The sequence below is a fragment of the Streptomyces sp. NPDC057287 genome (assembly GCF_042667905.1).
In the GTDB taxonomy this organism is placed as follows: Bacteria; Actinomycetota; Actinomycetes; order Streptomycetales; family Streptomycetaceae; genus Streptomyces.
Map to the genome: position 1 here is coordinate 1 of NZ_JBHUYV010000018.1, position 26,506 is coordinate 26,506.

26 protein-coding genes and 2 pseudogenes are annotated in these 26,506 nt (G+C 72.2%); 14 read left to right on the forward strand and 14 right to left on the reverse strand.

Annotation, left to right across the window (positions count from 1 at the left end; all coding sequences use genetic code 11):
• Positions 1-185 precede the first annotated feature (185 nt).
• The 3 genes and pseudogenes from ACFUNE_RS29035 (at position 186) to ACFUNE_RS29045 (ending at position 3,259) form a co-directional block, all read left to right on the forward strand.
• A complete protein-coding gene (locus ACFUNE_RS29035) occupies positions 186-1,157 on the forward strand; it encodes an ATP-binding cassette domain-containing protein (RefSeq protein WP_383574151.1) in 972 nt (323 codons plus the stop codon).
• Entirely contained in the window at positions 1,154-2,011 is an 858-nt protein-coding gene (locus ACFUNE_RS29040; protein ID WP_383574153.1) for an ABC transporter permease, read from the forward strand. Before ACFUNE_RS29035 ends, ACFUNE_RS29040 begins: the two co-directional genes overlap by 4 nt.
• Positions 2,012-2,144: 133 nt before the next feature.
• A pseudogene (locus ACFUNE_RS29045) lies at positions 2,145-3,259 on the forward strand (MerR family transcriptional regulator).
• 93 nt (positions 3,260-3,352) lie between these two features.
• On the opposite strand, the gene ACFUNE_RS29050 reads toward ACFUNE_RS29045, so the two are convergent.
• The 3 genes from ACFUNE_RS29050 to ACFUNE_RS29060 all read right to left on the reverse strand — a co-directional run bounded on the left by ACFUNE_RS29050 (position 3,353) and on the right by ACFUNE_RS29060 (position 5,652).
• Positions 3,353-3,775: a universal stress protein gene (locus ACFUNE_RS29050; protein WP_383574155.1), complete on the reverse strand. Its 423-nt coding sequence runs from the start codon at positions 3,773-3,775 to the stop codon at positions 3,353-3,355.
• A 111-nt stretch (positions 3,776-3,886) separates the two neighbouring features.
• Complete coding sequence (locus tag ACFUNE_RS29055; RefSeq protein ID WP_383574157.1) at positions 3,887-4,546, reverse strand: FMN reductase; 660 nt, start codon at positions 4,544-4,546, stop codon at positions 3,887-3,889.
• A 5-nt stretch (positions 4,547-4,551) separates the two neighbouring features.
• Complete coding sequence (locus ACFUNE_RS29060) at positions 4,552-5,652, reverse strand: LLM class flavin-dependent oxidoreductase (protein WP_383574159.1); 1,101 nt, start codon at positions 5,650-5,652, stop codon at positions 4,552-4,554.
• Positions 5,653-5,997: 345 nt separating this feature from the next.
• Between ACFUNE_RS29060 and trpS the strand changes: the two genes are divergently transcribed.
• Positions 5,998-7,050 carry a tryptophan--tRNA ligase gene (trpS, locus tag ACFUNE_RS29065; protein ID WP_383574420.1) on the forward strand — a complete coding sequence of 351 codons (1,053 nt, stop codon included), beginning with the start codon at positions 5,998-6,000 and terminating at the stop codon, positions 7,048-7,050.
• 59 nt (positions 7,051-7,109) lie between these two features.
• Here trpS and ACFUNE_RS29070 read toward each other — a convergent pair whose 3' ends face one another.
• Both ACFUNE_RS29070 and ACFUNE_RS29075 read right to left on the reverse strand, forming a co-directional pair.
• Positions 7,110-9,116, reverse strand: a complete 2,007-nt coding sequence (locus ACFUNE_RS29070; protein WP_383574161.1) for an NAD-binding protein — start codon at positions 9,114-9,116, stop codon at positions 7,110-7,112.
• Between the two features lie 166 nt (positions 9,117-9,282).
• Positions 9,283-9,711: pseudogene (locus ACFUNE_RS29075) on the reverse strand (hypothetical protein); the annotation flags it as partial.
• A gap of 296 nt (positions 9,712-10,007) precedes the next feature.
• On the opposite strand from ACFUNE_RS29075, the gene ACFUNE_RS29080 reads away from it, so the two are divergent.
• Positions 10,008-11,075, forward strand: coding sequence for a PucR family transcriptional regulator (locus ACFUNE_RS29080; protein ID WP_383574163.1), 1,068 nt, complete (start codon positions 10,008-10,010; stop codon positions 11,073-11,075).
• A gap of 113 nt (positions 11,076-11,188) precedes the next feature.
• Here the strand turns inward: ACFUNE_RS29080 and ACFUNE_RS29085 are convergent, their stop codons facing one another.
• Positions 11,189-11,644: a TerB family tellurite resistance protein gene (locus tag ACFUNE_RS29085; protein ID WP_351275025.1), complete on the reverse strand. Its 456-nt coding sequence runs from the start codon at positions 11,642-11,644 to the stop codon at positions 11,189-11,191.
• A 124-nt stretch (positions 11,645-11,768) separates the two neighbouring features.
• On the opposite strand from ACFUNE_RS29085, the gene ACFUNE_RS29090 reads away from it, so the two are divergent.
• The gene (locus ACFUNE_RS29090) at positions 11,769-12,251 is read left to right on the forward strand and encodes a BlaI/MecI/CopY family transcriptional regulator (RefSeq protein WP_383574165.1); all 483 of its coding nucleotides are present in this window, start codon (positions 11,769-11,771) and stop codon (positions 12,249-12,251) included.
• An 11-nt stretch (positions 12,252-12,262) separates the two neighbouring features.
• Entirely contained in the window at positions 12,263-13,207 is a 945-nt protein-coding gene (locus ACFUNE_RS29095; RefSeq protein WP_383574167.1) for a M56 family metallopeptidase, read from the forward strand.
• A gap of 51 nt (positions 13,208-13,258) precedes the next feature.
• Here the strand turns inward: ACFUNE_RS29095 and ACFUNE_RS29100 are convergent, their stop codons facing one another.
• The 3 genes from ACFUNE_RS29100 to ACFUNE_RS29110 all read right to left on the reverse strand — a co-directional run bounded on the left by ACFUNE_RS29100 (position 13,259) and on the right by ACFUNE_RS29110 (position 15,514).
• On the reverse strand, positions 13,259-14,506 hold the full coding sequence (locus tag ACFUNE_RS29100) for a cation:proton antiporter (RefSeq protein ID WP_383574169.1): 1,248 nt from the start codon (positions 14,504-14,506) through the stop codon (positions 13,259-13,261).
• Between the two features lie 2 nt (positions 14,507-14,508).
• Positions 14,509-14,979, reverse strand: a complete 471-nt coding sequence (locus ACFUNE_RS29105; protein ID WP_383574171.1) for a cation:proton antiporter regulatory subunit — start codon at positions 14,977-14,979, stop codon at positions 14,509-14,511.
• Positions 14,980-15,097: 118 nt separating this feature from the next.
• Positions 15,098-15,514 (reverse strand): ATP-binding protein, encoded by a 417-nt coding sequence (locus ACFUNE_RS29110; RefSeq protein WP_383574173.1) that lies wholly within the window; start codon positions 15,512-15,514, stop codon positions 15,098-15,100.
• A gap of 648 nt (positions 15,515-16,162) precedes the next feature.
• Here ACFUNE_RS29110 and ACFUNE_RS29115 point away from each other — a divergent pair.
• The gene (locus ACFUNE_RS29115; protein WP_383574175.1) at positions 16,163-16,501 is read left to right on the forward strand and encodes a MerR family transcriptional regulator; all 339 of its coding nucleotides are present in this window, start codon (positions 16,163-16,165) and stop codon (positions 16,499-16,501) included.
• Positions 16,502-16,674: 173 nt separating this feature from the next.
• Here the strand turns inward: ACFUNE_RS29115 and ACFUNE_RS29120 are convergent, their stop codons facing one another.
• The 3 genes from ACFUNE_RS29120 to ACFUNE_RS29130 all read right to left on the reverse strand — a co-directional run bounded on the left by ACFUNE_RS29120 (position 16,675) and on the right by ACFUNE_RS29130 (position 19,311).
• Entirely contained in the window at positions 16,675-18,111 is a 1,437-nt protein-coding gene (locus ACFUNE_RS29120) for a flotillin family protein (protein WP_383574177.1), read from the reverse strand.
• Between the two features lie 87 nt (positions 18,112-18,198).
• Positions 18,199-18,720 carry a hypothetical protein gene (locus ACFUNE_RS29125; protein ID WP_383574179.1) on the reverse strand — a complete coding sequence of 174 codons (522 nt, stop codon included), beginning with the start codon at positions 18,718-18,720 and terminating at the stop codon, positions 18,199-18,201.
• 105 nt (positions 18,721-18,825) lie between these two features.
• Positions 18,826-19,311: a peroxiredoxin gene (locus tag ACFUNE_RS29130; protein ID WP_383574180.1), complete on the reverse strand. Its 486-nt coding sequence runs from the start codon at positions 19,309-19,311 to the stop codon at positions 18,826-18,828.
• 159 nt (positions 19,312-19,470) lie between these two features.
• Between ACFUNE_RS29130 and ACFUNE_RS29135 the strand changes: the two genes are divergently transcribed.
• From ACFUNE_RS29135 to ACFUNE_RS29145, 3 genes are all read left to right on the forward strand, one after another.
• Positions 19,471-20,214 (forward strand): alpha/beta hydrolase, encoded by a 744-nt coding sequence (locus tag ACFUNE_RS29135; protein WP_383574182.1) that lies wholly within the window; start codon positions 19,471-19,473, stop codon positions 20,212-20,214.
• Between the two features lie 74 nt (positions 20,215-20,288).
• Positions 20,289-21,983, forward strand: a complete 1,695-nt coding sequence (locus ACFUNE_RS29140; RefSeq protein WP_383574184.1) for a SpoIIE family protein phosphatase — start codon at positions 20,289-20,291, stop codon at positions 21,981-21,983.
• Between the two features lie 52 nt (positions 21,984-22,035).
• The gene (locus ACFUNE_RS29145) at positions 22,036-22,443 is read left to right on the forward strand and encodes a hypothetical protein (RefSeq protein WP_383574186.1); all 408 of its coding nucleotides are present in this window, start codon (positions 22,036-22,038) and stop codon (positions 22,441-22,443) included.
• A gap of 17 nt (positions 22,444-22,460) precedes the next feature.
• On the opposite strand, the gene ACFUNE_RS29150 is transcribed toward ACFUNE_RS29145, so the two are convergent.
• Together ACFUNE_RS29150 and ACFUNE_RS29155 are read right to left on the reverse strand one after the other, a co-directional pair.
• Positions 22,461-22,679 (reverse strand): hypothetical protein, encoded by a 219-nt coding sequence (locus tag ACFUNE_RS29150; protein ID WP_383574188.1) that lies wholly within the window; start codon positions 22,677-22,679, stop codon positions 22,461-22,463.
• A gap of 125 nt (positions 22,680-22,804) precedes the next feature.
• Positions 22,805-23,389, reverse strand: a complete 585-nt coding sequence (locus tag ACFUNE_RS29155) for a hypothetical protein (protein ID WP_383574190.1) — start codon at positions 23,387-23,389, stop codon at positions 22,805-22,807.
• Between the two features lie 345 nt (positions 23,390-23,734).
• On the opposite strand from ACFUNE_RS29155, the gene ACFUNE_RS29160 reads away from it, so the two are divergent.
• The 3 genes from ACFUNE_RS29160 (at position 23,735) to ACFUNE_RS29170 (ending at position 26,453) form a co-directional block, all read left to right on the forward strand.
• On the forward strand, positions 23,735-24,079 hold the full coding sequence (locus tag ACFUNE_RS29160) for a MerR family transcriptional regulator (RefSeq protein ID WP_383574192.1): 345 nt from the start codon (positions 23,735-23,737) through the stop codon (positions 24,077-24,079).
• Between the two features lie 305 nt (positions 24,080-24,384).
• A complete protein-coding gene (locus ACFUNE_RS29165; RefSeq protein WP_031090619.1) occupies positions 24,385-24,588 on the forward strand; it encodes a cold-shock protein in 204 nt (67 codons plus the stop codon).
• Between the two features lie 299 nt (positions 24,589-24,887).
• Positions 24,888-26,453: a DEAD/DEAH box helicase gene (locus ACFUNE_RS29170; protein WP_383574194.1), complete on the forward strand. Its 1,566-nt coding sequence runs from the start codon at positions 24,888-24,890 to the stop codon at positions 26,451-26,453.
• Positions 26,454-26,506 lie beyond the last annotated feature (53 nt).

The window sequence follows — 26,506 nt, forward strand, 5'->3', positions numbered from 1 at the left end:
GGTCGTCCCCCGTCACCCCCCCGCGCGCGCCCGGCCCCGGGCGCCCCCCCCGCCCCCCGGGCCGCGCCCCCGGGCCCGGGCCCGCGGGCCGCGCCCGTCCATTCCGTCCGATTCGCCCCGCGACCGCCGCGGGCCGTGCCATCGTGGCCCTGTCCGCCCTCGACACCCTTGGCAAGGAAGGGACCATGAGCACTGAACTGGCCATCGAGACCGCGGGGCTGGTGAAGGTCTTCGGTGACAACCGCGCGGTGGACGGCGTCGATCTCGCCGTGCCCGTGGGGACCGTCTACGGAGTCCTGGGGCCCAACGGAGCCGGGAAGACCACCACCGTCAGGATGCTGGCGACCCTGCTGCGGCCCGATGCGGGCGAGGCGCGGGTCTTCGGCCACGACGTCGTGGCGGACGCCGACACGGTCCGCGGCCGCGTAAGTCTCACGGGGCAGTACGCCTCGGTCGACGAGGACCTCACCGGTACGGAGAACCTGGTGCTGCTGGCCAGGCTCCTCGGCCACTCCAAGCCCGCCGCCCGGGCCCGGGCGGCGCAGCTGCTGGAGGCCTTCGGGCTGAGCGAGGCGGCGGGCAGACAGGTGAAGAACTACTCCGGCGGCATGCGGCGCCGGATCGACATCGCCGCCTCCATCCTGAACACGCCCGACCTGCTGTTCCTCGACGAGCCCACGACCGGTCTCGACCCGCGCAGCCGCAATCAGGTGTGGGACATCGTGCGGGCCGTCGTCGCCCAGGGCACGACGGTGATGCTGACCACCCAGTACCTCGACGAGGCCGACCACTTGGCCTCCCGCATCGCCGTGATCGACCACGGCAGGGTGATCGCCGAGGGCACGAAGGGCGAGCTCAAGGCGTCGGTGGGGGCCGGCTCCGTCCATCTGCGCCTGCGCGACCCGGGGCAGCGGCCCGAGGCCGAACGGGTGCTGGCGCTCGTGCTGGACGCCACCGTGCAGCTGGACCACGACCCGGTGGCACTGACCGCCAGGGTCGGCGGACACGGCACCGAGAACGGGGCCGCCGAGCAGGCGGCCCGGGCACTGGCCGAGCTGGCACGGTGCGGCATCCACGTGGACAACTTCGCGCTGGGGCAGCCCAGCCTCGACGAGGTCTTTCTCGCGCTGACGGACAGGAAGGGGGTGACGGCATGAGCGCCGCGCCCACGAGCACCGGACGCGACGACGCCGAGCTCACCGCACCGGACGCCGGAACGCTCGCCTCGCTGCTCGTCGGTCAGGAGCGGCCGCGCCGGCCCGGCGCGCTGTCGGCGTCGTTCACCTTCGGGTGGCGGGCCATGCTCAAGATCAAACACGTGCCCGAGCAGCTGTTCGACGTGACGGTCTTCCCGATCATGATGGTGCTGATGTTCACGTACCTGTTCGGCGGGGCGCTGGCCGGTTCCACCGAGGACTACATCCAGTTCCTGCTGCCGGGGATCCTCGTCATGAGCGTCGTGATGATCACGATGTACACGGGCGTCGCGGTCAACACCGACATCGCGAAGGGCGTGTTCGACCGGTTCCGCACCCTGCCGATCTGGCGGCCGGCCCCCATGGTCGGCTACCTGCTCGGCGATGTCGTGCGCTACCTCCTGGCCTCGGCCGTGATGCTCGTGGTCGGCATCGTCATCGGTTACCGGCCGGCCGGCGGTCCGCTGGGAGTGCTGGCCGGTGTCGCGCTCCTGATGGTGTTCTCGTTCTCCTTCTCGTGGATCTGGACGATGTTCGGACTGATGCTGCGCACCGAGAAGTCGGTGATGGGCGTCAGCATGATGGTGATCTTCCCGCTGACCTTCCTGAGCAACGTCTTCGTCGACCCCCGGACGATGCCGGGCTGGCTGCAGGTGTTCGTCAACAACAGCCCGGTCACCCATCTCGCCGCTGCCGTGCGCGAGTTGATGGCCGGTAACTGGCCCGCGACGGACATCGCCTGGTCGCTGGGCTGGTCGGCGCTCTTCGTGGCGGTCTTCGGCGCGGTGACGATGCGGCTGTACAACCGCAAGTGACCGGGGCGCCGGTCGCGGCGGCGGCACGAAGCGGTCCGCCTGTTGACCTTCCCCGCGGGGGAAGCCCCAGCATCGGCGGGGCCGGGCGCATCCGCCCCGGCGCGAGGAGGCCGTGGTGGAAGGCGGAGGCGGGATGTCCGGGCGCGAGGGGCTGGTGACGATCGGGGCGTTCGCCCGGCTGTCCCGGCTCTCCGCGAAGGCCCTGCGCCGCTACGACGAGCTGGGGCTGCTCCGCCCCGTCCTGGTCGATCCGGTGAACGGGTACCGGTACTACGACCGGTCGCAGGCGGAGACCGCACGGCTGGTGGCGTGGCTGCGGCGGATCGGGATGCCGCTCGCCCGGATCGCCGAGGTGGTGGCGCTCGGCGACGGCGCCGCCGCCGCGGAGATCCGTGCCTACTGGGCGAAGGTGGAGGCCGAGACGGCCGCCCGCCGGGAACTCGCGGCCTTCCTCGTCGACCATCTGTCAGCGAAGGAGAACGCCGGAATGTCGAACGGCGACGAGACCGGCCGGGGGCCGGTCACCCTCGGGATCCGCTACGCGGCACTGGCCCCCCGGGTGCGGTGCGCACCTCCCAGCAGGACACGGCGTACGCCGGGGCGCGGCTGCTCGCCGTGGCCGACGGCTTCGGCGCGAGCGGCGCCGATGCCGGTGCGGCGGCCGTCGAGGCGCTGAAGCCGGCCGCGCGCGGCGCCGTGGACGCGGCGGATCTGCTGAGCGCCCTGCGGGACGCGGCGGAGTCCGCCGCTTCAGCGGTACGCGAGGCGGTGGCCGGCGCCGGTGCCCCCGCCGAGTCCGGCACCACGCTCACGGCCCTGGTGTGGACCGGCGAGCGGCTGGGCCTGGTGCACATCGGGGACTCCCGGGCGTACGTGCTCCGGGGCGGCGAGCTGTTCCGTATCACGCACGACCACACGGTGGTGCAGTCGATGATCGACGACGGCTCACTGACGGAAGAGGAGGCTGCCTCGCACCCTCAGCGCGCGCTGCTGCTCAGGGCGCTGGTCGGTGAGACGGAGGAGCCGCCTGCCCGTCCGGACGTGCGGCTGCACGACACCCTGCCCGGTGACCGCTATCTGCTCTGCTCGGACGGGCTGTCGGCGGTCGTCGACGAGGGGCAGGTGGCCCGCACCGTCGTCGCGGCGGACGGACCGGACGCAGCCGTACGCGCTCTGGTCGCGCTGGCCGGTGACGCCGGCGCCCCGGACAACGTCTCCTGCGTCGTGGCCGACGTCGTCGCTCTCTGACGCCACATCACCCCGCGAGTCGGCACGGGCCGACGGACGGACTCCCGGCACACCGGGGGCCCGCCCGTCGGCCCGTGCCGGGGCGGACCCGGCTCAGTCGCGGACGACGGTGACCGGGCAGGTGGCGTGCTGGGCGACGTGGAGGCTGACCGAGCCGAGCAGCGTCGCCTTGAAGCCGCTGTAGCCGCGGGCGCCGACAACCAGCAGGTTCGCACCCCTGGAGCGCTCCAGCAGGGACTGGGCGGGGTTGCCGATCACGACGATCTTCTCGATCGCCGCCGCTCCTTCGGCGCCGAGCGCCTCCTCCAGCGCCTCGGTGAGCGCCACGGTCGCCACCGCCTGCGGGTCGAAGTCCTCCGGCATGCCCGGCATCATGGACGCCCAGCTGGTCGAGGGGTACTCCCAGCTGTTGACCGCCTCGACGGTGTCACCGGTCAGCTCGGCCTGGCGTACGGCCCAGCGCAGCGCCTTGACCGACGCGTCCGATCCGTCGACGCCCACGACGATCCTGCCCATGTCTGCCTCCCAGAGTGTTCAAGCATGTCCGGCATACATGGAGTAACTGTAACCAAACAGGGCATCGGGGGCAGTGGTGCCCCGGATGCCCCGATGTGCCCGAGGCGGCCGTCAGCTGATGCGCAGATCCGCCAGCTGCTGGGCGAACGGCACGACCGCGTCCTCGCCGTCGTCGAGCGTGAGGGTCCGCGCGGCGCCGGAGACGGTCCGCCCCGTGACGGCGGAGGCGAGCTCGCCCCCCGCGCGCCGGATCCGGGAGGGCAGCCCCTCGGTGTACTCGTCGCCGTGCGAGCCCCAGTCCTCCGACGCCGCGTACACGGAGGTCGGCAGGGTGACGGCCCGCAGATAGGCGAAGAGCGGGCGCATCGCGTGCTCCAGCACCAGCGAGTGCCGGGGCGTTCCGCCGGTCGCCGCGACGACGACGGGCTTGCCGGTCAGCGCCGTGTTGTCGACCAGGTCGAAGAAGGACTTGAACAGACCGCTGTACGAGGCGGTGAACACGGGCGTCACGGCGATCAGCCCGTCGGCTCCGGTCACCGCGTCGATCGCCTTCCGCAGGGCGGCCGGCGGGAAGCCGGTGACCAGGTGGTTGGCGATGTCGACGGCCAGATCGCGCAGCTCGACGACCTCGATCTCGACGGGGCGGTCCTGGTCGGCCGCCAGTCGCTCGCGCGCGGCCTCGGCGAGCCGGTCCGCCAGCAGCCGGGTGGAGGAGGGGCTGCTGAGGCCGGCCGCGACGGCGACGATCCTCAGGGGGGCGGTGACGGGCACGGTGCTCAGAGCTCCTTCGGGTCGGCGGTGGCGGCGGCGCGGGCGGCGGCGACGGCGGGGTGGACGGGGGCGTCCGGCACGCCGGCCGGGCGCAGGCGGGCGAACTCCTTGCGCAGGACGGGCACGACCTCCTCGCCCAGGATGTCGAGCTGCTCCAGGACCGTCTTGAGCGGCAGGCCCGCGTGGTCCATCAGGAACAGCTGGCGCTGGTAGTCGCCGACCTCGTCACGGAAGGAGAGGGTCCGGTCGATGACCTCCTGCGGGGACCCGACGGTCAGCGGGGTCTGCTGGGTGAAGTCCTCCAGCGAGGGCCCGTGGCCGTAGACCGGCGCGTTGTCGAAGTACGGCCGGAACTCCCGTACCGCGTCCTGCGAGTTCTTCCGCATGAACACCTGCCCGCCGAGGCCCACGATGGCCTGCTCGGCGGTGCCGTGCCCGTAGTGGGCGTAGCGGCGCCGGTAGAGGTCGACCATCTTCTTCGTGTGCTCCATGGGCCAGAAGATGTTGTTGTGGAAGAACCCGTCGCCGTAGTAGGCCGCCTGCTCGGCGATCTCCGGGGAGCGGATGGAGCCGTGCCAGACGAACGGCGGGACGCCGTCCAGCGGGCGCGGGGTCGCGGTGAAGGACTGCAGCGGGGTGCGGAACTTCCCCTCCCAGTCGACGACGTCCTCACGCCACAGCTTGTGCAGCAGCGCGTAGTTCTCGATCGCGAGCGGGATGCCCTGACGGATGTCCTTGCCGAACCAGGGATAGACCGGGCCGGTGTTGCCGCGGCCCATCATCAGGTCGACGCGGCCGTCCGCCAGGTGCTGGAGCGTGGCGTAGTCCTCGGCGATCTTCACCGGGTCGTTGGTGGTGATCAGGGTGGTGGAGGTGGAGAGGATCAGATTCTCGGTGCGGGCGGCGATGTAGCCGAGCGTGGTCGTGGGGGAGGACGGGACGAACGGCGGGTTGTGGTGCTCACCGGTCGCGAAGACGTCCAGGCCCACTTCCTCGGCCTTGAGCGCGATCGCGAGGGTCGCCTTGATCCGCTCGTTCTCGCTCGGCGTCGTCCCGGTCGTGGGGTCGGTGGTGACGTCCCCGACGGTGAAGATCCCGAACTGCATGGCGCCCGCCTCCAAAGTTTTGGTTGAACGTTGAACTATGTGAACACACCCTACAACGGAGCACCCCCCTCCTCTATTCCACCCCCGCCGCGCGGTCCGGCAGCCGCCGCTCCGGCACGCCGGGCGGAGCGGTCGTACCCGGCCCCCGGGGACCGGTGCGCGCTAGACTCGCCGCATGACCTCCGTACCGTGCCGTAACCGGTGGCGCTCCTCCTAGGAGCGGCCACCTCTCTCTGCGCGGAACCAGGGCCGTTCGATCTTCGGACGGCCCTTTCTGCTGCCCCGGTGCCCCACGACGGGCCGTCCTCCACGCGTACACCACCAGCGAGGAGAGCCCCCGTGACCATGACGACCGACCTGCCCGCCACCCCCGCCGCGCGCCGCAGCGCCGAACTGGAGCAGCAGCTCGCCGAGGACCCCGGCCGCTTCCGCGTCCTCACCGGGGACCGGCCCACCGGGGCCCTCCACCTCGGGCACTACTTCGGCACCCTGCACAACCGGGTGCGGCTCCAGGACCTCGGTGCGGACGTCTTCGTCCTCGTCGCCGACTACCAGGTCCTCACCGACCGGGACGTCGCCGATCGGCTCACCGAGCACGTGGAGGGCCTGCTCCTGGACTACCTCGCCATCGGGATCGACCCCGCCCGCAGCACGGTCTTCAACCACAGCGCGGTCCCGGCCCTCAACCAGCTGATGCTGCCGTTCCTCTCGCTGGTCTCCGTCGCGGAGCTCGGACGCAACCCCACCGTGAAGGACGAGATCGCGCACTCCCGGCAGGCCGCGGTCAGCGGTCTCATGTACACCTACCCGGTCCACCAGGCCGCCGACATCCTGTTCTGCAAGGGCAACCTCGTGCCGGTGGGCCAGGACCAGCTGCCGCACCTGGAGATCACCCGCACCATCGCCCGGCGCTTCAACGAGCGGTACGGAGACGTCTTCCCGGAACCCGACGCGCTGCTCTCCGCAGCGCCCCTGCTCCTCGGCACCGACGCCACCAAGATGAGCAAGAGCAGGAACAACTCCATCCCTCTGCGCGCCGACGCCGACGAGACCGCCCGGCTGATCAGAGGCGCGACCACCGACGGCGACCGCCGCATCACCTACGACCCCGCGCATCGCCCCGGGGTGTCGAGCCTGGTCCTGCTGGCCGCGCTCTGTCTCGGACGCGATCCGCACGAGCTCGCCGACGAGATCGGCGACAGCGGCGCGGCCGGCCTCAAGCGGACCGTGACGGATGCCGTCAACGGAGCGATGGCCCCGATCCGCGCCCGGAGGGCGGAGTACGCCCAGGACATGGGCCACGTGCGGGACGTGCTGCGCGCCGGGAACGAGCGGGCGAACGCCGTGGCCGAGGCCACCCTCCAGGAGGTGCGTGAGGCGATGGGGATGTTCCGCTAGCCGGGGCCGCTAGCCGGGGCCGCCGGCCGGGGCCGCCGGCCCCGACCGCACGTCGCGGCTCAGCGCCGGGTCATCGCGCGCTGCCTGCGCAGCAGTTCGGCCAGCCCGCGCCGGGTCGCGGCGATCACCACCCGGTCCTCCGGCCGCAGCACATAGCCCGGGTGCAGGTCCCACACCAGGCCGGAGGGACGGTCCGGTGCCCCGGCCGACGCCGGGTCGAGCGGGTCGTACGGCGGTACGGCCCCGAGGTCCGGGCGGCGGTCCGCCGGCGGGGTGGCGTCCAGGGCCAGGACCCGCCAGGCGCCCGCCCGGAACGCCTGCTCGACGGTCCGGCCCTCCAGCTGGGGGTGGCCCGCCACCTCCAGGGCCGCGAAGAGCATCACCTTGCGCTCGACCGGGACCGCTCCCAGGATCTGGCGGCCCATCATGGCGACCGCGAACGACGGGGCGGCCAGGTGGGAGACTGAGCGGGAGCGGGTCAGGGCCTGGGGGTGGGCCGTGCGCAGGGTGCGGTAGACGGCGGTGGCGAACTCGTCGTCGTACAGGCGCAGTGCCACCCGGAGGTCCGGCTTCACCGAGCGGGCGTACAGCGCGGCTTCGAGGTTGGTCGTGTCGACGCTGGTCAGGGCGAGCAGCGCGCGGGCCCGGCGGATCTTGGCAGCCTCCAGGACCCCCTCCTGGGTCACGTCGCCCAGGACGGTCGGCACGTGCAGGCTTCGGGCCAGCGGGATTCCGCGCGCCTCGGGGTCCTCCTCGACGACCACGACGGGGATGTCCAGCTCACGGAGCCGCACCAGGACTCTCGTGCCGATCTTGCCGAGTCCCAGCAGGACCACGTGGCCGGACAGGCCGCGCGGCGGGCGGCGCAGCGAGGACGCGGTGCGCAGTGAGCCGAAGGCCTCCAGGACCGCGGCCACCAGCAGGGGAAGCAGCAGGAGTCCGGCCGTGCCGGAGAGCAGCTGGATGACCTGGCGGGACGAGGAGTCGGTGTCCTCGACCGCTGGGTCGCCCATGGCCAGCAGGTCGAGGAGGGTCAGGTAGGCGGCGTGCAGCGGGCTGTCCCCGGTGGTGATCACCGAGGCGACGGCCAGGGCGACCACGGCCACCGCGACGCCCAGCGCCGACCAGCGCAGCCTCCGTGAGAAGACCTGGCCGAGCGGCGCGCCCCTGCCTCCCATGCGGGTGGGCCCCCGGTCGGGTCCGGCCTGGCTGACGGCCTCCAGGACGACCGTGCCCCGGCCCGTGGCGGCGTTCACCGTCGCCTGGTCGGGCAGGAGCTGGGGACCCTCGTCGCCGCTGCTGTCGGAGCCCTCCGCGCCGGCCGGGTCCTGGCTGGTGGCGGAGAGCAGGGCCAGGGTGCACAGGCCCGGGTCGGCGAGCTCGCCGGGCCGGGGCGGGGTGCGCTCCGCCGCGCGCAGGAGCAGGCCCTCGGCCTGGATGACCTTGCTGCTGCCGGTCAGCGCGGTGGCGGCCAGGGCGGGGGCGGCGGTGTCCGCGTCGGACAGGACGGTGGTGGAGGCGTCCAGCGCGGCCGGATCGAGACCGGGCATGGAGACGGCGGCCGCCTGGTCGAGGAGGGTCTCCAGATGCTGGCCGAGCTTGCGGTTGTAGAGGCGGATGACGAGGCGCAGGCGCGGGTTGAGCCGCCGGGCCGTCAGGGCGGCACGGATGTTGAGTTCGTCGTCGTCGTAGACGAGAGCGAGCGCGGCGGCCCGGTCGACGCCGGCCTCCTCCAGCACGTCGTCGGTGGGCTCGTGCGCCTCCATGATGCGGACGGCCTCGACCCCGGCGTTCGTGTCCCCGTTCCCGCCGACGACCCCGTTGCGGTTCATCGCCGCCGACATCCGCCCGAACAGGGCCCCGGCGCGGGCCCGTTGGGTCAGCGGCTGCTCCGTCCTGCCGGTGTCACGGCCCGGCGGGACGAGCAGGGTGACCCGCTCCCCGTACACGTAGCGCAGCTCCACGGCGAGCCGGCGGGCGAGGGTGTCGTCGCCGCAGACCACCATGTGGCCGACGCTGGGCGGACGTTGGGGCTGTTGCGGAAGTGATGACACGGAACCCAGCATGCCTGGTGCTCCTTCCTGGTGGATCTTCCGGGGCGCCCCAGCACCCGGAGCGAGGCGGGGGCCGCGGCGGCGGGTGTTCCCGGCGTCCGGGAGGCGGTGAGGCGGGTCAGCGGGCCGCGCGTGGCAGCGGGCGCGGGGCGGCCTCCGCGTCGTAGGGCGGGGAACCGGCGCCGGTGGGCCCCGTACGGATCGTGCCGGCCCGGCCCGGGGTGTCCTCCCGTGGAGGTGGAGGCTCCGGGGGGAAGAACCGGCGGAAGCGGCGTACGAGCATGCGGACCGCGCCCCAGGCGATGAGGAGCGCACCTGCCAGGACGGCGAGGTGGAGCACGGCCCGGGGGGTGGCGGTGACCCCGCTGCGGAGCACCAGGGCCGAACCGGTCAGGCCGGCGCACCAGGCGATGACCACGAACAGCGACACCGACACGGAGACGGGCACCCCGCCGAAGCCGACCGCTTCCCTGTCGAGGTCGGCGTCGAAGGAGTCGGGCCTGGCGGCCCCGGCCAGGACCAGCAGCCAGAAGCAGACGACGACGACCAGTGCGGCGCAGAAGAGGACAGCCGGGAAGGCGACTGCTGCGGAAAGGAATTCGGTCATCCGGCCCACCCCCTGCGACACGACACCCGTACGGTCCCGGGGCAGGGAGGCGGGTGGCACGGGGCGCCGGCGCCGAGGCACCGCGAACGGCCCCGCGGCAGCCGGTTCCTTCCCCCGTGATCCCCCGTGATCCCCGTGCTTCCCCCGTGTGTTGCCGGAACGATCGTGTCAGCCGGGGCCGTCCCGGCGCACTGCCGGAATCCGGCAGGCTTCACGTGCCCTGCCTGCCGGGCACCGGCACCCGCCCCCGTGCGTTGGTGAGTTGACAGTGCTGATCATGTACGGAGGAGTGCGCCGTGGCGGAGCCCGAGATCCCCGAGAGGTTCCTGGAGGGCTATGCCCACATCCTGACCGAGGTGGCGGAGACCGGCCGCCGGCTCACCCGGGACGAGCTGGAGGCGCGGCGCACGCTCGGACGTGAGGCCGCCGAGGCCGGGCACCAGCTGCGGGCACTGGTGCACCGCCACCTCTCGGAGACCCGCGCCGCCTGGCCGCGCGCCACGTCGGGGGCCTTCACCGCCGATGCCGTGCTGGGCGCCGTGGACCAGGCGGTCGACGCCTTCGCGGAGGGTTTCGAGCGCGCCCAGCGCCTCACCGTGCGGCGCGAGGAGGCGGCCCGGCGGGAGTTCATCGACGACCTCCTGTACGGGCGCAGTGACCTGGGCCGGCTCGCGGAGCGGGCCACCCGGTTCGGGCTCCGGCTCTCCCGGGCCCACGCCGTCGCGGTGGCGGCGGGCCCCGAGGCGTACACCGAGTCCGACGCGGTGCCCCGCAGCGTGGAGGCGGCCCTGCTCGCGCGCTTCGGGGGCAGGAAGATCCTGCTCACGACGAAGGACGGGCGTCTCGTGTGCATAGCCCCCGGCAGTCAGCCGGACGTCCTGCGGTACTTCGCGAAGCAGGCCCATGCCGCGACGGACGGCGGCCAGGTCGCGGTCGGCCGCCCGCACCGCGGGCCCGGAGGGGTGGTCCACTCGTACGACGAGGCGCTCGACGCCCTCGAACTGGCGCAGCGGATGGGGCTCGACGATCCCGTGCTGTACGCCGCCGACCTGCTGGTCTATCCCGTGCTGACCAGGGACCGGCAGGCGATGGCGGATCTGGTGCGCAGTGAGCTCGGTCCGCTCAGGGAGGCCCGGGGCGGCGCGGAACCGCTGCTGCGGACGCTGTCCGTCTACTTCGAAGCGGGCTGTGTCGCCGCCGAGACGGCCCGCAGGCTGTCGCTGAGCGTCCGCGCGCTGACGTACCGCCTGGAGCGGATACACCAGCTGACCGGCTCCGACCCGGCCGATCCGATGCACCGCTACACCCTGCAGACCGCGGTGATCGGTGCCCGGCTGCTGGACTGGCCGGCGAAGGAGCTCTGACCTGCGAGGTACGGGGCTGCCGGGACGGGGGCCACAGGGACGGGGCGCCGCTGAGACGGGCGCCCCGTGAGGCGTACGGCCCGGCCCCGGCCCGTACGCCCTCCGCAGGTGTCCTACAGGTCGAACTCGTGCGGCGGCAGGTCCAGCGCGAAGCACGCCTCCCGCACGACGGCCTGCTCCGACTTGTCGAAGTCGCCGTCGGCGCCGCCGATGACGATGCCGATCTGGATGACGGCACGCGCCTCGGCGGGCTTCTTCTTCGCCTTGGCGATCTCCTGGAGCACGCTGACCTTGCCGAAGGCGAAGTCCGCGGTCAGCTTGTCCACATAGGCGTTGAACCGGCGCTGGAGGTCGTCCGCAGGGAAGTTCTGCAGTACGTCGTTGGTGGCGATCAGCGAGGCGACGCGCTGCCGTTCCGACGGGTCGATGGAGCCGTCGGCCGCGGAGACCAGGGCGCACATGGCCATGCTCGCGTCCCGGAACGCACCGCTCTTCAGGTCGTTCTTCTTCGCCTCCAGCTGCGTCTGCATCGTCGACGCGGATTCCTTGATCCGATCCCAAAGGGCCATGACGTCTGCATACGTTGCGTTGCCTGTGGTGCGGGAACCACTGGAACTCTACAGCGGTGTAGAAGAACGAGGGGTGGACGGCGGCCGACGGGCCGTTCGGCGGCCACTCAGTAGGATGCGGCGGATGAACAGGCCCACAGGTACGGACGACGGCGGCACACGGGGAAGCCCACGGCTGCCCCGGCGCGGCCAGGGGCAGCTGGAGTCCCAGGTCCTGACCGTGCTGCGCTCGGCGGGCGGCCCCGCGACGGCCGGCTGGGTGCAGGAGCACCTCGACGGCGACCTCGCCTACACCACGGTGATCACGATCCTCTCCCGCCTCTACGCGAAGAAGGCCGTCACCCGCACCCGTCAGGGCCGCTCCTACGCCTGGACCCCCGCGTCCGACGAGGCGGGCCTCGCCGCCCTGCGGATGCGCCGCGTCCTGGACGGCGAGCGCGACAGGGAGGCCGTCCTGGCGCGCTTCGTCTCCGCGCTGTCCCCGGGCGACGAGGCCAGGCTCCGCGCGCTGCTCTCCCCCGCGGCCGAAGGAGAGGACGCCGACGAGGGCTCCGGCGGCCCCGGGGATTCCGGCCGCACCGACGACTCCGCCGCCCCGGAAGGCTGAGAGACACCACGATGGGCGTCTTCGTCTACCTGCCACTCGTCCTGCCGCTGACCGCACTGCCCATGGCGCGCCTCGCCGAACAGCATCTGCACCCCAGGAGCGCCACCCGGCTGCTGGCAGCCGTGGGCTCGACGCTGGCCCTGTGCAGCACCCTGTGCCTGGCCCTGCTCATGGTGGTGGGCACGGCCCAGCTCCCCGGCAATCCGCTGCCCGACGGCTGGTCGGACCCCGAGGTCCGCGCCGCGGTGCCGTACGAGGAGAAGGCGGGCCTGATCGCGATCGGCGTGCTGGGAGTGGTGCTGGTGGCCTGCTGCGGCACCCTGCTGCGGCACACGCGGACCCGTGTCCGGGCCGGCCGTGCCCTGCCGCCGTCCACCGGACAGGGGGATCTCGCGGTGGTCCCGTCCCCCGACCCGTTCGCGTACGCCCTCCCCGGTGGGCGGCTCCGCGACGGCCGGGTCGTCGTCTCCACCGCGATGCTGGAGTGCCTGGGGGCCCGCGAACAGCGGGCGCTCGTCGCCCATGAGCGCGCGCACCTGGCCGGCCGCCACCACCGCTACCTGCTGGTGACTCAGCTGGCGGCCCGCGCCAACCCGTTCCTCCTGCCCCTGTGCACGGCGGTGGCGTACAGCACCGAACGCTGGGCGGACGAGGAGGCGGCGTGCGCGGTCGGCAGCCGCAGGGCAGTGGCCACGGCGGTCGGCAGGGCGGCGCTGGTCTCGCACCGCCCGCCCGGTCCCGCCGTGCTTCCCGCCTTCGCGGCGGCCGGCCCCGTACCGCGCCGGGTGGCGGCGCTGCTGGACCCCGAGCCCTCGGCCGGACTCTGGCCCCCGGCCTCCGCGCATGTGGCCCTGGCGGCGGTGACCGCGACGGTGGGGACGGCGGCCTCGGCGCTGTCGTCGCTCAACGCGACGGTCACGCTCGTCGGCATCCTCCACGCGGCCACCCCGCTCTGAGCGCCGGGGCCGGGCCCTCCTGGACCGGGGCGCCGCACGGGTGGTGCCCCGTCAGTCGGAGTCGCGCCCGGCGTGCTCCGGTGTGAGGTCGTCGTGCGAGGGCATCGGCTGACCCCCCGCGGGGGCCGGCGTCTTCCGCCTGCCGGCCAGCGCGGCCTGGATCCTGGAGGCGACCGGCTCCGTCCACCGGGCGGTGAGCGGACCGGCGATCACCAGGATCAGCACGTACGCGGTCGCGATGGGGCCGATCCGCGGTTCCGTGGCCACGGCCAGGCCCGCGATGACGATCGAGAACTCCCCTCGCGCGACCAGCGTCCCGCCCGCGCGCCAGCGGCCCCGCGGGCCGATCCCGGCGCGCCGGGAGGCGTACCAGCCGGTGCCGATCTTCGTGAAGACCGTGACGATCGCCAGCAGCGCCGCCGGAAGCAGTACGGGCGGGATCTCCGCCGGATCGGTGGACAGCCCGAAGAACACGAAGAAGACCGCCGCGAACAGGTCCCGCAGCGGCGTCAGCAGCTTGCGCGCCCCCTCGGCGACCTCTCCGGAGAGCGCGATGCCCACGAGGAACGCGCCGACGGCGGCGGACACCTGGAGCTGCTGGGCCACCCCGGCCACCAGGACCGTGAGCCCGAGGACGACGAGCAGCAGCATCTCCGGGTTGTCGGAGGAGACCGCGCGGCTGATCAGCCGGCCGTGGCGCAGCGCCAGGTACAGCACGAACCCGACGGTCCCGAGTGCGATGAGCAGCGCGATGCTGCCGCCGGCCAGACCGACACCGGCCAGCATCGCGGTGAGCAGCGGCAGGTAGACGGCCATGGCGAGGTCCTCGATGACGAGGACACCGAGGATGACGGGCGTCTCACGGTTGCCGAGCCGCCCCATGTCGGTCATCACCTTGGCGATGACGCCCGACGACGAGATCCAGGTGACCCCGGCCAGGGCGACGGCCCCCACGGGCCCCCACCCGAGCATCAGGCCGGCGACCGCTCCGGGTGTCGCGTTCAGCACGAAGTCGACGACCCCGGACGGATACTGCGTCTTGAGGCTGGTGACGAGCTCCGAGGCGCTGTACTCCAGCCCGAGCAGGAGCAGCAGCAGGATGACGCCTATCTCCGCCCCGATGGCGGTGAACTCCTCGCTGGCCCCGAGCGGCAGCAGCCCGCCCTCCCCGAACGCGAGTCCGGCCAGGAGGTACAGCGGGATCGGTGAGAGGCCTATTCGCCCGGCGAACCTCCCGATGATGCCGAGCCCCAGGATGACGGAGCCCAGCTCCACGAGCAGTGCAGTCGTGTCGTGCACGATCAGCCCTCCGCAATGATCTCGGAGAGCGTGTCGACGCCCTCACGCGTGCCCACGACGACGAGCGTGTCCCCGATGGCCAGCCGGAAGTCCGGTCCCGGTGACGGGTGCGCGCTGTGCGTCCGCAGCACGGCCACGATCGAGGCCCCCGTCCGTGTCCGCGCCCGGGTGTCGCCGAGCAGCCGCCCGCCGTACGGGGAGCGGGCCCCGAGCGGGATGTGTTCGGTGACCAGGTCGATGCCCTCGGTCCGTACGGCGTCGATCGGCGCCGCGTCGATGAGGTGCGCGAGCCCGGTGGCCTCGGTGGTCGTCAGGGGGACGGAGAGCACGCACGAATCAGGATCGTCCTGTTCGTAGAACCCGAGGAACCGTCGTCCGTCGTGGTGCACGACCACGGAGATGTGCTGTCCCGACTCGGTGGTGTAGTCGTACTGGACGCCGACTCCTGGCAGCGATGTGCGGTGGGTTCCCATGGCTTCCTCCGAGGAGCGCGCGGCGGCAGGGCGACGCTTTTGTCATCTCTTTAGTCACCCATTACCTTATCCGGCCACGAGAACCACCCGGATGGGCGCGTCTGACGGCCCGCCCGGGCTACCGGGCGAACTGGGCGCAGACCGTCTTGCCGGACCCCGGGCCGGGCGTGACGGTCAGGGCCTGGGTGAGCCGGCGGACCATGTGCCACCCGAAGCCGCCGGTGGCGCCGTCGAGGTCCGGGGCGCGCCCGCGCGGGGGTGCCGGGCTCGGATCGCTGACCGTGGCGGTCACGGTGCCGGGGCCGGCGAAGAGCCGGAGGGTGAACCGGCCGCCGCCGTGGCGCAGTGCGTTGGTGGCGAGCTCGGAGACCACGAGTACGAGGGTGTCGGCCAGGTCCGGGGCCGGTGCCGGGCGGAGGCGGTCCGTGAAGGTGCGGGCGGCCGTGCGGGCCCAGTGGATGCTGTCGGTGCTGTCGCCCCGGACCACGGTCCCTGCGGGGGGTGCCGAGGTGTCGGGGATCGTCGTGTCGTTCATGGGCGTACACCCCACCTGATCGGTTGTGTCGCATGCTCCTGGACATCTCGGGTGCCCGCGCAGACGGTTTCTACTACCCCGATGTCTACCGGGTTGGAGAATTCGAACATCTGTGGAAGCAGAACTACGCCATTCCACCTCACAGAAAATCTGTCGTGGCGGAGGTAGACATCTGTGGGCTCACTGATTAGTGTCGTCCTCGTAGCCAAGAGATCGAGACGGTCCGGCAGACACGAACTGCCGGGTGGCGGTACACGCAGTTCGCAGGACGGTGCGGTGGTGGAGTTCCGAAGCCAGGGTGGTCGCATGACGGCGACGGAACTGACGACCGGACCGGGTGGCCCGTAGTGATCAGGGGCCGCCACCAGCAGTGCACGTACGCAGTCGGTCCAGAGGAAAGAACGGAGGAGTTGTCCACCATCAGGATCGCCCGGGCGGCGGAAGCCGGGTCCGGGTGCCGCAGGACATCGACAGGCAGGTGGTCTCCGGTCACGCATTCGCGATCCCCGCAACCCCGACTCCGTGTCGGGTGGCCGTGCGGACTCAGAGAGCCGGTGCAGCAGAGCCGGCGGATGGTGTAGCAGTTTCCTTCGGGGCCTTGGTGCCATTGGCACCAAGGCCCCTCCAGTGCGTTCCGAGAGAGGTTGAATGCCCGCAGAGGATTCCTTCCGTCGTCTGGACGACGACGACTTCCCCGCCTACACGATGGGCAGGGCCGCCGCGATGCTCGGCATCACACCCGCGTTCCTTCGTGCCCTCGGCGAGGAGCGGCTGATCACTCCGCTGCGCTCGGAGGGCGGGCACCGCCGGTACTCCCGCTATCAGCTGAAGATCGCCGCCCGGGCTCGCGAACTCGTCGATCAGGGCGTCGCCGTCGGTGCCGCCTGCCGCATCGTCGTCCTCGAGGACCAGCTCGAAGAAGCCCGGCAGATCAACGAGGACCTGCGCAACGCGCCGTCTCCGTCGCGTCCCCGGGCAGGGGCCTGACCGCCACGCGCGCCGCCCACCGCTGTGACCGGTGCACTCCTGCCGTCGTCCCTGCCGCCGTCGCGGTGGCGCACGCTCATGTCCGCGCCCTCCGCCGCCGTCGCGGCGGAGGGCGCGGACATGAGCGTGCCCGGCCGTGAACCGCCACCGGCCGGGCACATGAGGACAGGTGGTCAGTCCTTGATCTCGATCTTCTCGCCGTCGGCCGCGGGGGCGGGCACCGCCGGCGCGGTGCTGCCGCCGGCCTTGCCCTGCAGGTTCCGGAGCAGCGCGCCCAGGTCGACGCCCGTCGTGGAGTTGAGGAGCTCCAGGCCCTGGGCGACGTTGTCGGTGACCGTGCGGGACAGCTGGCTCGCGCCGTCCGTCGAGATGACCGTCATCTTGTCGATGGCGCTCAGCGGCTCGGACGCCTTGGCGACGACCTGGGGGAGCACCTCGACGAGCATCTGGAGGACTGCCGCGTCGCCGTACTGCGCGAAGGCGTCGGCCTTCTTCTGCATGGCCTCGGCCTCGGCGGCACCCTTCGCGGCGATGGCGGCGGCCTCGGACTCGCCCTCGATGCGTACGGCGTCCGCGAGGGCCGAGCGGTGGAGCTTCTCGCCCTGACCGGTCAGGCGGGAGCGCTCCGCGTCCGCCTCGGCCTCCTTGACCTGGGCGATGCGGCGGGCCTCGGCCTCCTGCTCCGCCCGGTAGCGGGCGGCGTCGGCGGGCTTGCGGACCTTGGTGTCGAGCTCGCGGTCGGTCAGGGCTGCCTGGCGCTGGGCGACCTTCTCCTGCTCGGCGAGGACCTCCTGCTGACGTGCCGCCTCGGCGAGGGGGCCCGCGGCGTTGGCCCTGGCCGCGGCGGCTTCGGTCTCCGCCTTGATCTCGGCCTGCTTCAGGTAGAACGTCCGCTCGGCGATGGCGATCTCCTCGGCCGCCTTCAGCCGGGCCTGCTCGGAGGCGCGCCGGGCGATGGCCTCGGCGATGTCGGCCTCCTGCTTGGCGCGAGCGGCCTCGGGGCGCCCGAGGTCCTCCAGGTAGGAACCCTCGGTGGTGATGTCCTGGATCTGGAAGGCGTCCAGGATGAGGCCCTGGCCGGAGAGGCTGGCCTCCGCCTCCTCCGCGACCTGGCCGGCGAACGCCGCGCGGTCGCGGATGATGTCCTCGACCGACATGCGGCCGACGATCGCGCGGAGCGCTCCGGAGAGCACTTCCTGGGTGAACCCGACGATGCCGTTCTGCTGCTGGAGGAAGCGCTGGGCCGCGGCACGGATCGCGTCCTCGCTGCCGCCGACCTTGACGATCGCGACGCCCTCGAGGTTGGACTTCACACCGCGCAGGGTGACGGCGCCGCGGACGGCGACGGGAATGTGCCGGCTGGAGAGGTCGAGCGTGAACTTCTGCTGGACGAACGGCACCACGAAGACGCCGCCGCCCACGACGACCTTCTGGCCGCTGTTGTCGATGCTGGTGCGGCCGGTCACCGGATCGGTGGACTTCTTGCCGCGGCGGCCCGTGATGATGAAGGCCTGGCTGGGCCCCGCGACCTTGTATCGGGTGATCACGGCGAGGCCGAGGAGCACGAAAAGGACGACGATGCCGATGACGGCGATGACTACTGGACTCATGAGAGGTGTCCCCCCTGCCCTCCCGACGGGACGGCAGTGTGTTCGCTGTACGGGTTTCGGACAGGCGTACGTATGGCTCGCCGGAGGTCAGCGCTCGACGGGGCGGACGGTGACCGAGGTGGTCGAGAGGGTGGCCTCCACCCAGATCTCCGCACCGCGTTCGACCGGGACGGCGCTCTTCGCGGAGTACTTCACGGTCTGGCCCGCGAGTCGCAGCAGGACCTCGCCGTAGCCGTCGGCCGGGATCGGTGTGACCACGGATCCCGACGTGCCGACGAGATCGTCCCCGCGTGGTGTCGCCGTGGTCTGATCCCGCATCAGGGCCTGGCTGAACTTCCAGGTCAGCCAGGCCGCGACGAGGCCCGCGAGGGCGCCCGCCGCGACCGCCACGGGGAGGCCGGCCCCGGTGGTGCCGAGGACGACCGCTCCCCCGAAGCCGAGCATGGAGAGGAAGCCCGCGACGACCGGCAGGGAGAGCAGGCCGTCGAAGAAGCCGTTCAGCAGCCCGCCCAGCGCGTCACCGAGGAGCCCTTCGAGGATCCCGTCGAAGATCAGGGAAAGGGTGAGCAGCACGATTCCCGCAATGCCGAGACCGAGAAGAACGGTCACGTGATCACTCCCCCGGTGTTCGCTGTCCCCCGACACGTCTCCGTCGAACTGGCTGAATGGTCCCATGCGGGACCGGGCGGGGGTACTGCCGGAGTCCGGCAGTCTTCAGGGAGTTCTGATGCCGGAAAGCTGCTCGGCAAGCGTGTCGAGCGACTGGAAGGTGGCGCCCAGCAGCGCGACGTGCTTCCACCGGAGCACGCCGTCCGGCCCGATCAGGAAGACCGAGCGGCGTACGCCGATGCCGGGCGCGGCCACTCCGTAGGCCCGGGTGGTCTCCCGGTCCGTGTCGGCCAGCAGAGGCATGCGCAGGTCGTGGCCGCGCGCGAAGGACTCGTGGCTGTCCACGCCCTGGGGGCTGATTCCCCAGACCTCGGCGTCGAGGCCCTCGAAGGTCTCGAGGCCGGAGGAGTAGGAGCAGAGCTGCTTGGTGCAGACGGCTGTGTTGTCACCGGGGTAGAAGGCGAGCACGACGGCCCGGCCGCGCGCGGCGGAGAGCGTGTAGTCGCGCCGCTCGAAGGTGTCGTCGGAGAGCACGCCTCCGGGGAGGGTGAAATCCGGTGCAGGCCGGCCGATCTGAGGTCCTGACGCCATGTCGGGGGCTCCTTGGGTCGCGTACGGGAACGATTCGTGCCTCGTACAGTGAACGGCACTTTCCACGCATCGCCACGTTCGACCCATCCGTACGCCGTCCGGCACCGAATATGGGGGGAGTGCGCGGGCGTCGGCCCGCACCTCTACCTGGAGGTACCTGTGGCCGCAAGACCGCCGTCGGCAGCGGTGCTCATCCTCCACGGCGGCTACGAGACGGGGCTGGCGGCGCCGGCGCCCGGTGCCATGAACCTGCCCGGTCTGCGGATGCTGCCGGTCGCCCGGGTCGTGGCCCGCGCGGTGCGCGGTGACTCAGGCGTGCGCGTGCAGCGGGTCCGCTACACGCACCGCGGCTGGAACGGGCCCCGCGAGGACCCGCTGCACGACGCCTTACGCGCACTGGACGCCCTGCGGCGCGAGGCGGGCGACATCCCCGTGGTCCTTCTCGGCCACTCCATGGGCGCCCGCGCCGCCCTCCACGCAGCCGGGCACCCCCTGGTCCGCTCGGTGGTGGGGCTCGCCCCGTGGTGTCCGCCCGGCGATCCGGTGACCCAGCTCGCGGGGCGCGACGTCGTCCTGCTGCACAGCACCCGGGACCGGGTGACGAGCCCTCTGGCGTCCCAGTCCCTGACGGCCAGGGCCCGCCGTGCGGGCGCCCGCACCTGCCTGGTGACGATCCCGGGCAGCGACCACGCGATGATCCGCAGGGCGCCGGCCTGGCACCACCTGGCGGGCCTGCTGGTGAGCGGCCTGCTGGGGCTCACCCCGGTGCCGAAGCGGGTCGAGGCCGCGTTCGGTCTGCCGCCGGGTGCGGCGGCCTCGGAGGGGACCCTGCCGCTGGACGGGCTCGACGCCGGAGGGCCGGCTCCGCGGAGATGCGGCGCGGTGCGGGGCGGCAGAGGATGAGGGGCCGGGCGCTCGTCGACCCGTGAGGGCCGACGGCCCAGCACCCGCCGGGACGCATCCCTCTGGAGGCTCCGTTGCAGGCCGAAGAGCACGCCGACCCGCCGCGCTTCGACGCGGCCGAGCTGGCCGAGCTGATCGGCAGCAGCCCGGCAGGTGTGGCCGTCCTCGACACGGATCTCCGCTACGTCTACGTGAACCAGGCACTCGAACAGCTCAACGGGGTCCCGGCCGCCGCGCACCTGGGCAGGACCGTCGCGGAGGTGCTGCCGGACGTCGCCGTCCGGACGGACGTCATGCACGAGGTGCTGGCCGACGGAGTGCCCCGCGAGGTCACCGTCAGCGGGCGGACCTGGGTGGAGTCCGTCATCAAGCGGCGGTACTGGCGTGTGGCCTACCACCGTCTCGAGCGGGACGGACGGGCGTGCGGGCTGGTCGCGATCGCGCAAGAGGTCACCGCCACCGAGGACGAGCGCGAGGAGCTGCAGCGGGCCAGGGCCTATCTGACGCTCCTGGACAACGCGGCCGTCAGCATCGGCACGACGCTCGACGTGGAGACCACCTGCCAGGAACTCGCGGAGTTCGTGGTGCCCGTCATGGCCGACGTGGCCGTCGTCGAGCTGCTTCCCGAGGACGAGGGCCACAGCCGGCGTGAGCCCCCGTCCGGGGTGCTGCGGCTGCGACGGGCCGGGGTGGCCACCATCCCGGAGCTCGCCGACGGGATCGCCGGGTTCGGCGGACCGGGCACCGACATCGACTACCAGGAGGACGCTGCGGTGCCCCGTAGCCTGGCCGCCGACCAGCCGGTGATCGTGGACCTGCTGGACGACGGACGGATCGCCCGTGCCGCCCCCAACCCCGAGCGGGTCGCCGCCTACCGTGCCATCGGGCTCCACTCTGCCGTGGCCGTGCCGCTGACCGCGCGCGGGCGTCCGCTGGGGGTGCTCAGCCTGCTGAGAGCGGGGGACTCGCCCCCGTTCACCGAAGGGCTGGACGTCGTCGTCGCGCGGACGCTCGCGGGCCGCGCGGCCGTCGACGTGGACCACGCCCACCGCTACACGCACGAGCACGGCATCGCCCTGGAGCTCCAGCGCTCCCTGCTCTCCGACCCGAGGGTGCCGAACCCGGGCATCGAGATCGCCTCCCTCTACCTCCCCGCCGGCGAGGGGGCGGTGGTCGGGGGCGACTGGTTCGACGCCATTCCGCTCCAGGGCGGACGCCACATGAAGGTGATGGGCGATGTGATGGGCCACGGTGTGGAGGCGGCCGTCGCCATGAGCAACTACCGCTCGATGCTGCGCCTCATGGCCGAGGACGATCTCCCGCCGCACCGCGTCCTGGAACGCCTCGACAAGGCCGTCGAACGGTCCGGCCTCGACCGTGCCGCGACCTGCTGCATCGCGGTCGTCGACCGGCGGGAGGGGGTCTGCGAGGTGGCCAGCGCCGGCCATCCGCCTCCGGTCTTCATCGATCCGGGGGCACCCGGCGCGCGGGTGGCGCGGATGTCCGTGGGGCCGCCGCTCGGAACGGGCTTCGGCGGGTACCGCACGACGGTGCTGCCGTGCGGCCCGGGGACGGTGCTGTTCATGTACACCGACGGCCTGGTGGAGCGCAGGGGCGAGGACATCGACGTGTCGATCGAGCGGCTCACCCAGCTCACGCTCCCGGCGAGCGGGCGGCTGGAGGACCTGCTCGAAGAGGTCGTGGACCGGTTCGCGGAAACGGCCGAGGACGACATCGCCGTGCTCGTCTCGCGCAGCCGGGGCTACTGAACCCCCGCGCGTGCCCGGGGCGTTGTCAGTGGCGGGTGCGAGGATCCCGGGCATGGAACCCCTGCTCCTCACCGACGTCGAAGCAGCAGTCCGCAGCAGCTGGGACGCGGACACGACCACGCCCGCACACCGGCCGCGGTGGGATCCCGCGAATCCGGCGCGGGACCAGTGCGGGGTGACGGCCCTCGTCGTCAACGACCTGCTGGGCGGCGACCTGATCCGGGGCGAGGTGCGGGTGGGGGGCGAGCGCGTCGACTACCACTGGTGGAACAGGCTGGGCATGGGCGTGGAGATCGACCTCACCCGTGAGCAGTTCGCCGCACACGAGATCGTGTCCGGGGGTGTGGCCGTCGAGCGGCCCGCGGAGATCGTCCGCCTCCGCGAGGAGTACGAGCTGCTGCGCGCCAGGGTGCTGGAGAGGCTGCGGGGGCTTTCACGGACGGCGGGCGGGGCGGCCTGAGCGCGCCCCGGGCCCGTTCACCCGGCTTGCTGCCGGGAGCGTCCGCGGAGCCGGCGCAGGACGAGCAGGGCGGACGTGATCAGGGGCAGCAGCCCCGCCACGGTGTTCGCGGTGGTCAGCTTGTCCTGCGTGCCACGCACCCTGCGCATCTGCTTGACCGTGCGGGCGACGGCGAGCGCGCTGCTTCCCAGGCTCAGGAGCAGGCCGACCTTCGAGTTCGCGGGTTTCCTGGGCATCTGCCTGCCTCCCGGTGACATCGCTGCGGGGCCCCACCGTCCACGTAACCGGCTCCGGGACCGGTCCGCAATCGGGGCGGTCGCCCGTCCTCCGGGCCGGGAGCGGGAACAGCGGTGCGCGTGGTTCAGGCGAAGAGGAATCCGGCGGCCGTCGCGGCGCCCGCAGCCGCCCCCGCGGCCGTCTGGGCCACCGAGTGGTAGCCGAGCGCCACCCGCGACCAGCACACGGCGAGGGCCGGCACGGCCGCGCACAGCCACCACGGGGAGTGCGTGACGCAGAGGAGAGCGACCACGGCCGAGGCGACCGCCGAGTCCACCGAGATCTTCCAGAGCGTGTTGACCGCCAGGAGCACCGTCGTCATGACCCACAGGGAGATCATCGCGATCAGGATGCCGAGGGGCGCCCGCCCCAGGACCATGATCAGCGCACCGGTGCCGAGCGAGGCCAGGATCACCAGGAAGATCGGCGCCCGCTGGGTCCGGTCCACGACGTGGCGGTCCCCCCAGGTCCCGCGCCCACGCTCCCACTCGATGTAACCGGCGGGGACGAGGCCCGCGCAGAGGGCGCCGAGGAACCCCCAGGGAAGGCCGGTCCAGTCGCCCGCGGAGGCCACGCCCACGGCGAGCATGCCGACGAGCAGCACATTGCGGGGCTGCAGGACGTCCGTGACCGTCCGGGCCACCGCGGTGGACCTGTCCGTGCCGTTCATGACCGTGTGTGCTCCAGGTCGCGCGGGCCGCGCCGGCCAGGGAGGAACCGCTGCCAGCGCAGAGACGTAGCCCTTCACGACGGGGGATGCGTGAAGGGCTACGAGTGCAGTATGACCGTTCGCCGGTCTGCCGACAACTGACCGGTCGGTCAGCCCTGTTGGGGTGGTCGAGCGGCTACGGAGCGCTCCGTCCGGGAGCCTCGCGGCGGGCGGCCGCGCGGAGGGCGGCACCGGGGCCGGGGGAAACCTGTTCCGGTGGCAATAGACATGACCTACCCCTACGCCTAGGCTTTCTTGTGCAGCCAGGTCATATCGGTGATCCGGTGCGCAGCAGAAGAGGTGCAGATGCCCCCGGAGTCCCCGTCGCACGCCACGGGCCGTCTCGACGACGACGACTACCCCGCGTACACCATGGGGCGGGCCGCGGAGATGATCGGTGCGACGCCTGGCTTCCTGCGGGCCATCGGTGAGGCCCGCCTGATCACGCCGCTGCGCTCCGAGGGCGGGCACCGCCGCTACTCGCGGTACCAGCTGCGGATCGCGGCCCGTGCCCGCGAGCTGGTGGACGGCGGGACGCCGGTGGAGGCGGCCTGCCGCATCGTCATCCTGGAGGACCAGCTCGAGGAGGCCCTGCGTCTCAACGAGGAACTGAGGCGGCCCGCGGCCGGCCGGAGCGGCGCCGATTCCTGACCGGTCCGCGAGCATATATCTGATTCCACGGGCACAGAAATACGCGCAATGAGCGGTGAGGGTTTATGCCGTGCGCGGTGGAGTGCCGGTGGAGTGATATGGCGTACAGCTCGCTTGTGCCCGAATCGTGCTACTGTTGATCTCAGTTGCAGTTGTGGTTCCCAAAACTTCAAGTGCTCTTGCCGTTTTCACTCCGGCGGGTGCACTTTTGTATTTCCGGTCTCTTCCGGACGGGGCAATCATTTGCGGCGACGTAGGGCTCGCACAGTGCGGGCCCACGGGCAACGCCCCGAAGGAGATATGACATGGCTACTGGCACCGTGAAGTGGTTCAACGCGGAAAAGGGTTTCGGCTTCATCGAGCAGGAGGGTGGCGGCGCTGACGTCTTCGCCCACTACTCGAACATCGCCGCCCAGGGCTTCCGCGAGCTGCAGGAAGGCCAGAAGGTGAACTTCGACGTCACGCAGGGCCAGAAGGGCCCGCAGGCGGAGAACATCACCCCCGCCTGATCGCTCAGGCGTACGGCGCAGCTGGGGCCCGCACCTTGGGGTGCGGGCCCCAGCTCGTTGCGTTTTCCCGGCCGTTGCCGCACGGTCGCACCGATGGAGTAATTCCCGGTGCGCGCGGTTCACGGCACGGCGGTTATCTGCAGTCATATGAAGTGCCGAATCCGGCTGGTTCATCCGCCGGACGGGCTTCGTCTTTCGTTATTTCACCGGCTCGTTCTTGCGATTCTTGGCGCCGTACATGGCTGCAGCCGCCCGGAAAGAATCCCTCGATACGTGCCATTCGAGGGAAGGGTTCTCCATTGAACCGCGATCGCACATCTCGCACGAACGACCGATTTTCCCGTACGCGTTCCGGCGGATCCGCGGGCAGCCGCACCGCCAACGGATTCCGCTCGGCGGGGTCCGGCAGGCAGGGCGCCCCCGGTTCGCAGGGCCGTTCCGGCGGGCCGAAGCGCTCCGGCGGCTACGGCCGCCGCTCCTCCGCCGTCACGGGTGAATTCGCCCTGCCGGTGACCATCACCCCCGCCCTTCCGGCCGCCGAGGCCTTCGCGGACCTGGACATGCCCGAGCCGCTGCTCGCGGCGCTGGGCGCCGAGGGCGTGACCGTGCCGTTCCCCATCCAGGCGGCCACCCTGCCGAACTCGCTCGCCGGACGTGACGTCCTGGGCCGCGGCCGCACCGGGTCGGGCAAGACGCTCGCCTTCGGCCTGGCCCTGCTCGCCCGCACCGCGGGCAACCGCGCGGACGCGCGCCGCCCGCTCGCCCTGGTCCTCGTCCCCACCCGGGAGCTGGCCCAGCAGGTGACCGACGCGCTCACCCCGTACGCCCGGTCGCTCAAGCTCCGGCTGGCCACGGTCGTCGGCGGCATGTCGATCGGCCGCCAGGCCAGCGCGCTGCGCGGCGGCGCCGAAGTCGTGGTCGCCACGCCGGGCCGGCTCAAGGACCTCATCGAGCGCGGCGACTGCCGGCTGGACCGGGTCGCCATCACCGTCCTCGACGAGGCCGACCAGATGGCCGACATGGGCTTCATGCCGCAGGTCACCGAGCTGCTGGACCAGGTCAACCCCGACGGTCAGCGGATGCTGTTCTCTGCCACCCTGGACCGCAACGTGGACCTGCTGGTCCGCCGCTACCTGCACGACCCGGTCGTCCACTCCGTGGACCCCGCGGCCGGTGCGGTGACGACGATGGAGCACCACGTGCTCTACGTCCAGGGCGCCGACAAGTACGCCACGACCACCGAGATCGCCGCCCGTGAGGGCCGGGTGATCATGTTCCTGGACACGAAGCACGCCGTGGACAAGCTCACCGACCACCTGCTGCACAGCGGTGTCCGGGCCGCCGCGCTGCACGGCGGCAAGTCGCAGCCGCAGCGCACCCGCACCCTGGACCGCTTCAAGACCGGTCACGTCACGGTGCTGGTCGCCACGAACGTCGCGGCCCGCGGCATCCACGTCGACAACCTCGACCTCGTGGTGAACGTCGACCCGCCGAGCGACCACAAGGACTACCTGCACCGTGGCGGCCGTACCGCCCGCGCAGGGGAGTCCGGCAGTGTCGTCACGCTCGTGCTGCCCAACCAGCGCCGCGAGATGACCCGGTTGATGGCCGACGCGGGGATCACGCCCCAGATCGCCCAGGTCCGCTCCGGCGAGGCCGAGCTCAACCGCATCACCGGCGCCCAGGCTCCTTCGGGCGTGCCCGTCACGATCACCTCGCCGGTGACCGAGCGCAAGGGCAGCGGCTCCGGTCCTCGCGGCCGACGCGGCGCGCGTCCCGGCCAGGGGCGCCGCTCCAACGCCAACACGGCGACGCCGCAGGCGCGGGCAGCGGCGGCGCAGCGCCGGTCCAACAAGGCCGCGTAGCCACCCGGCCGGCAGCCCGGCCGACCCAGTCCGGCATTCTCTTCGACCTTGTT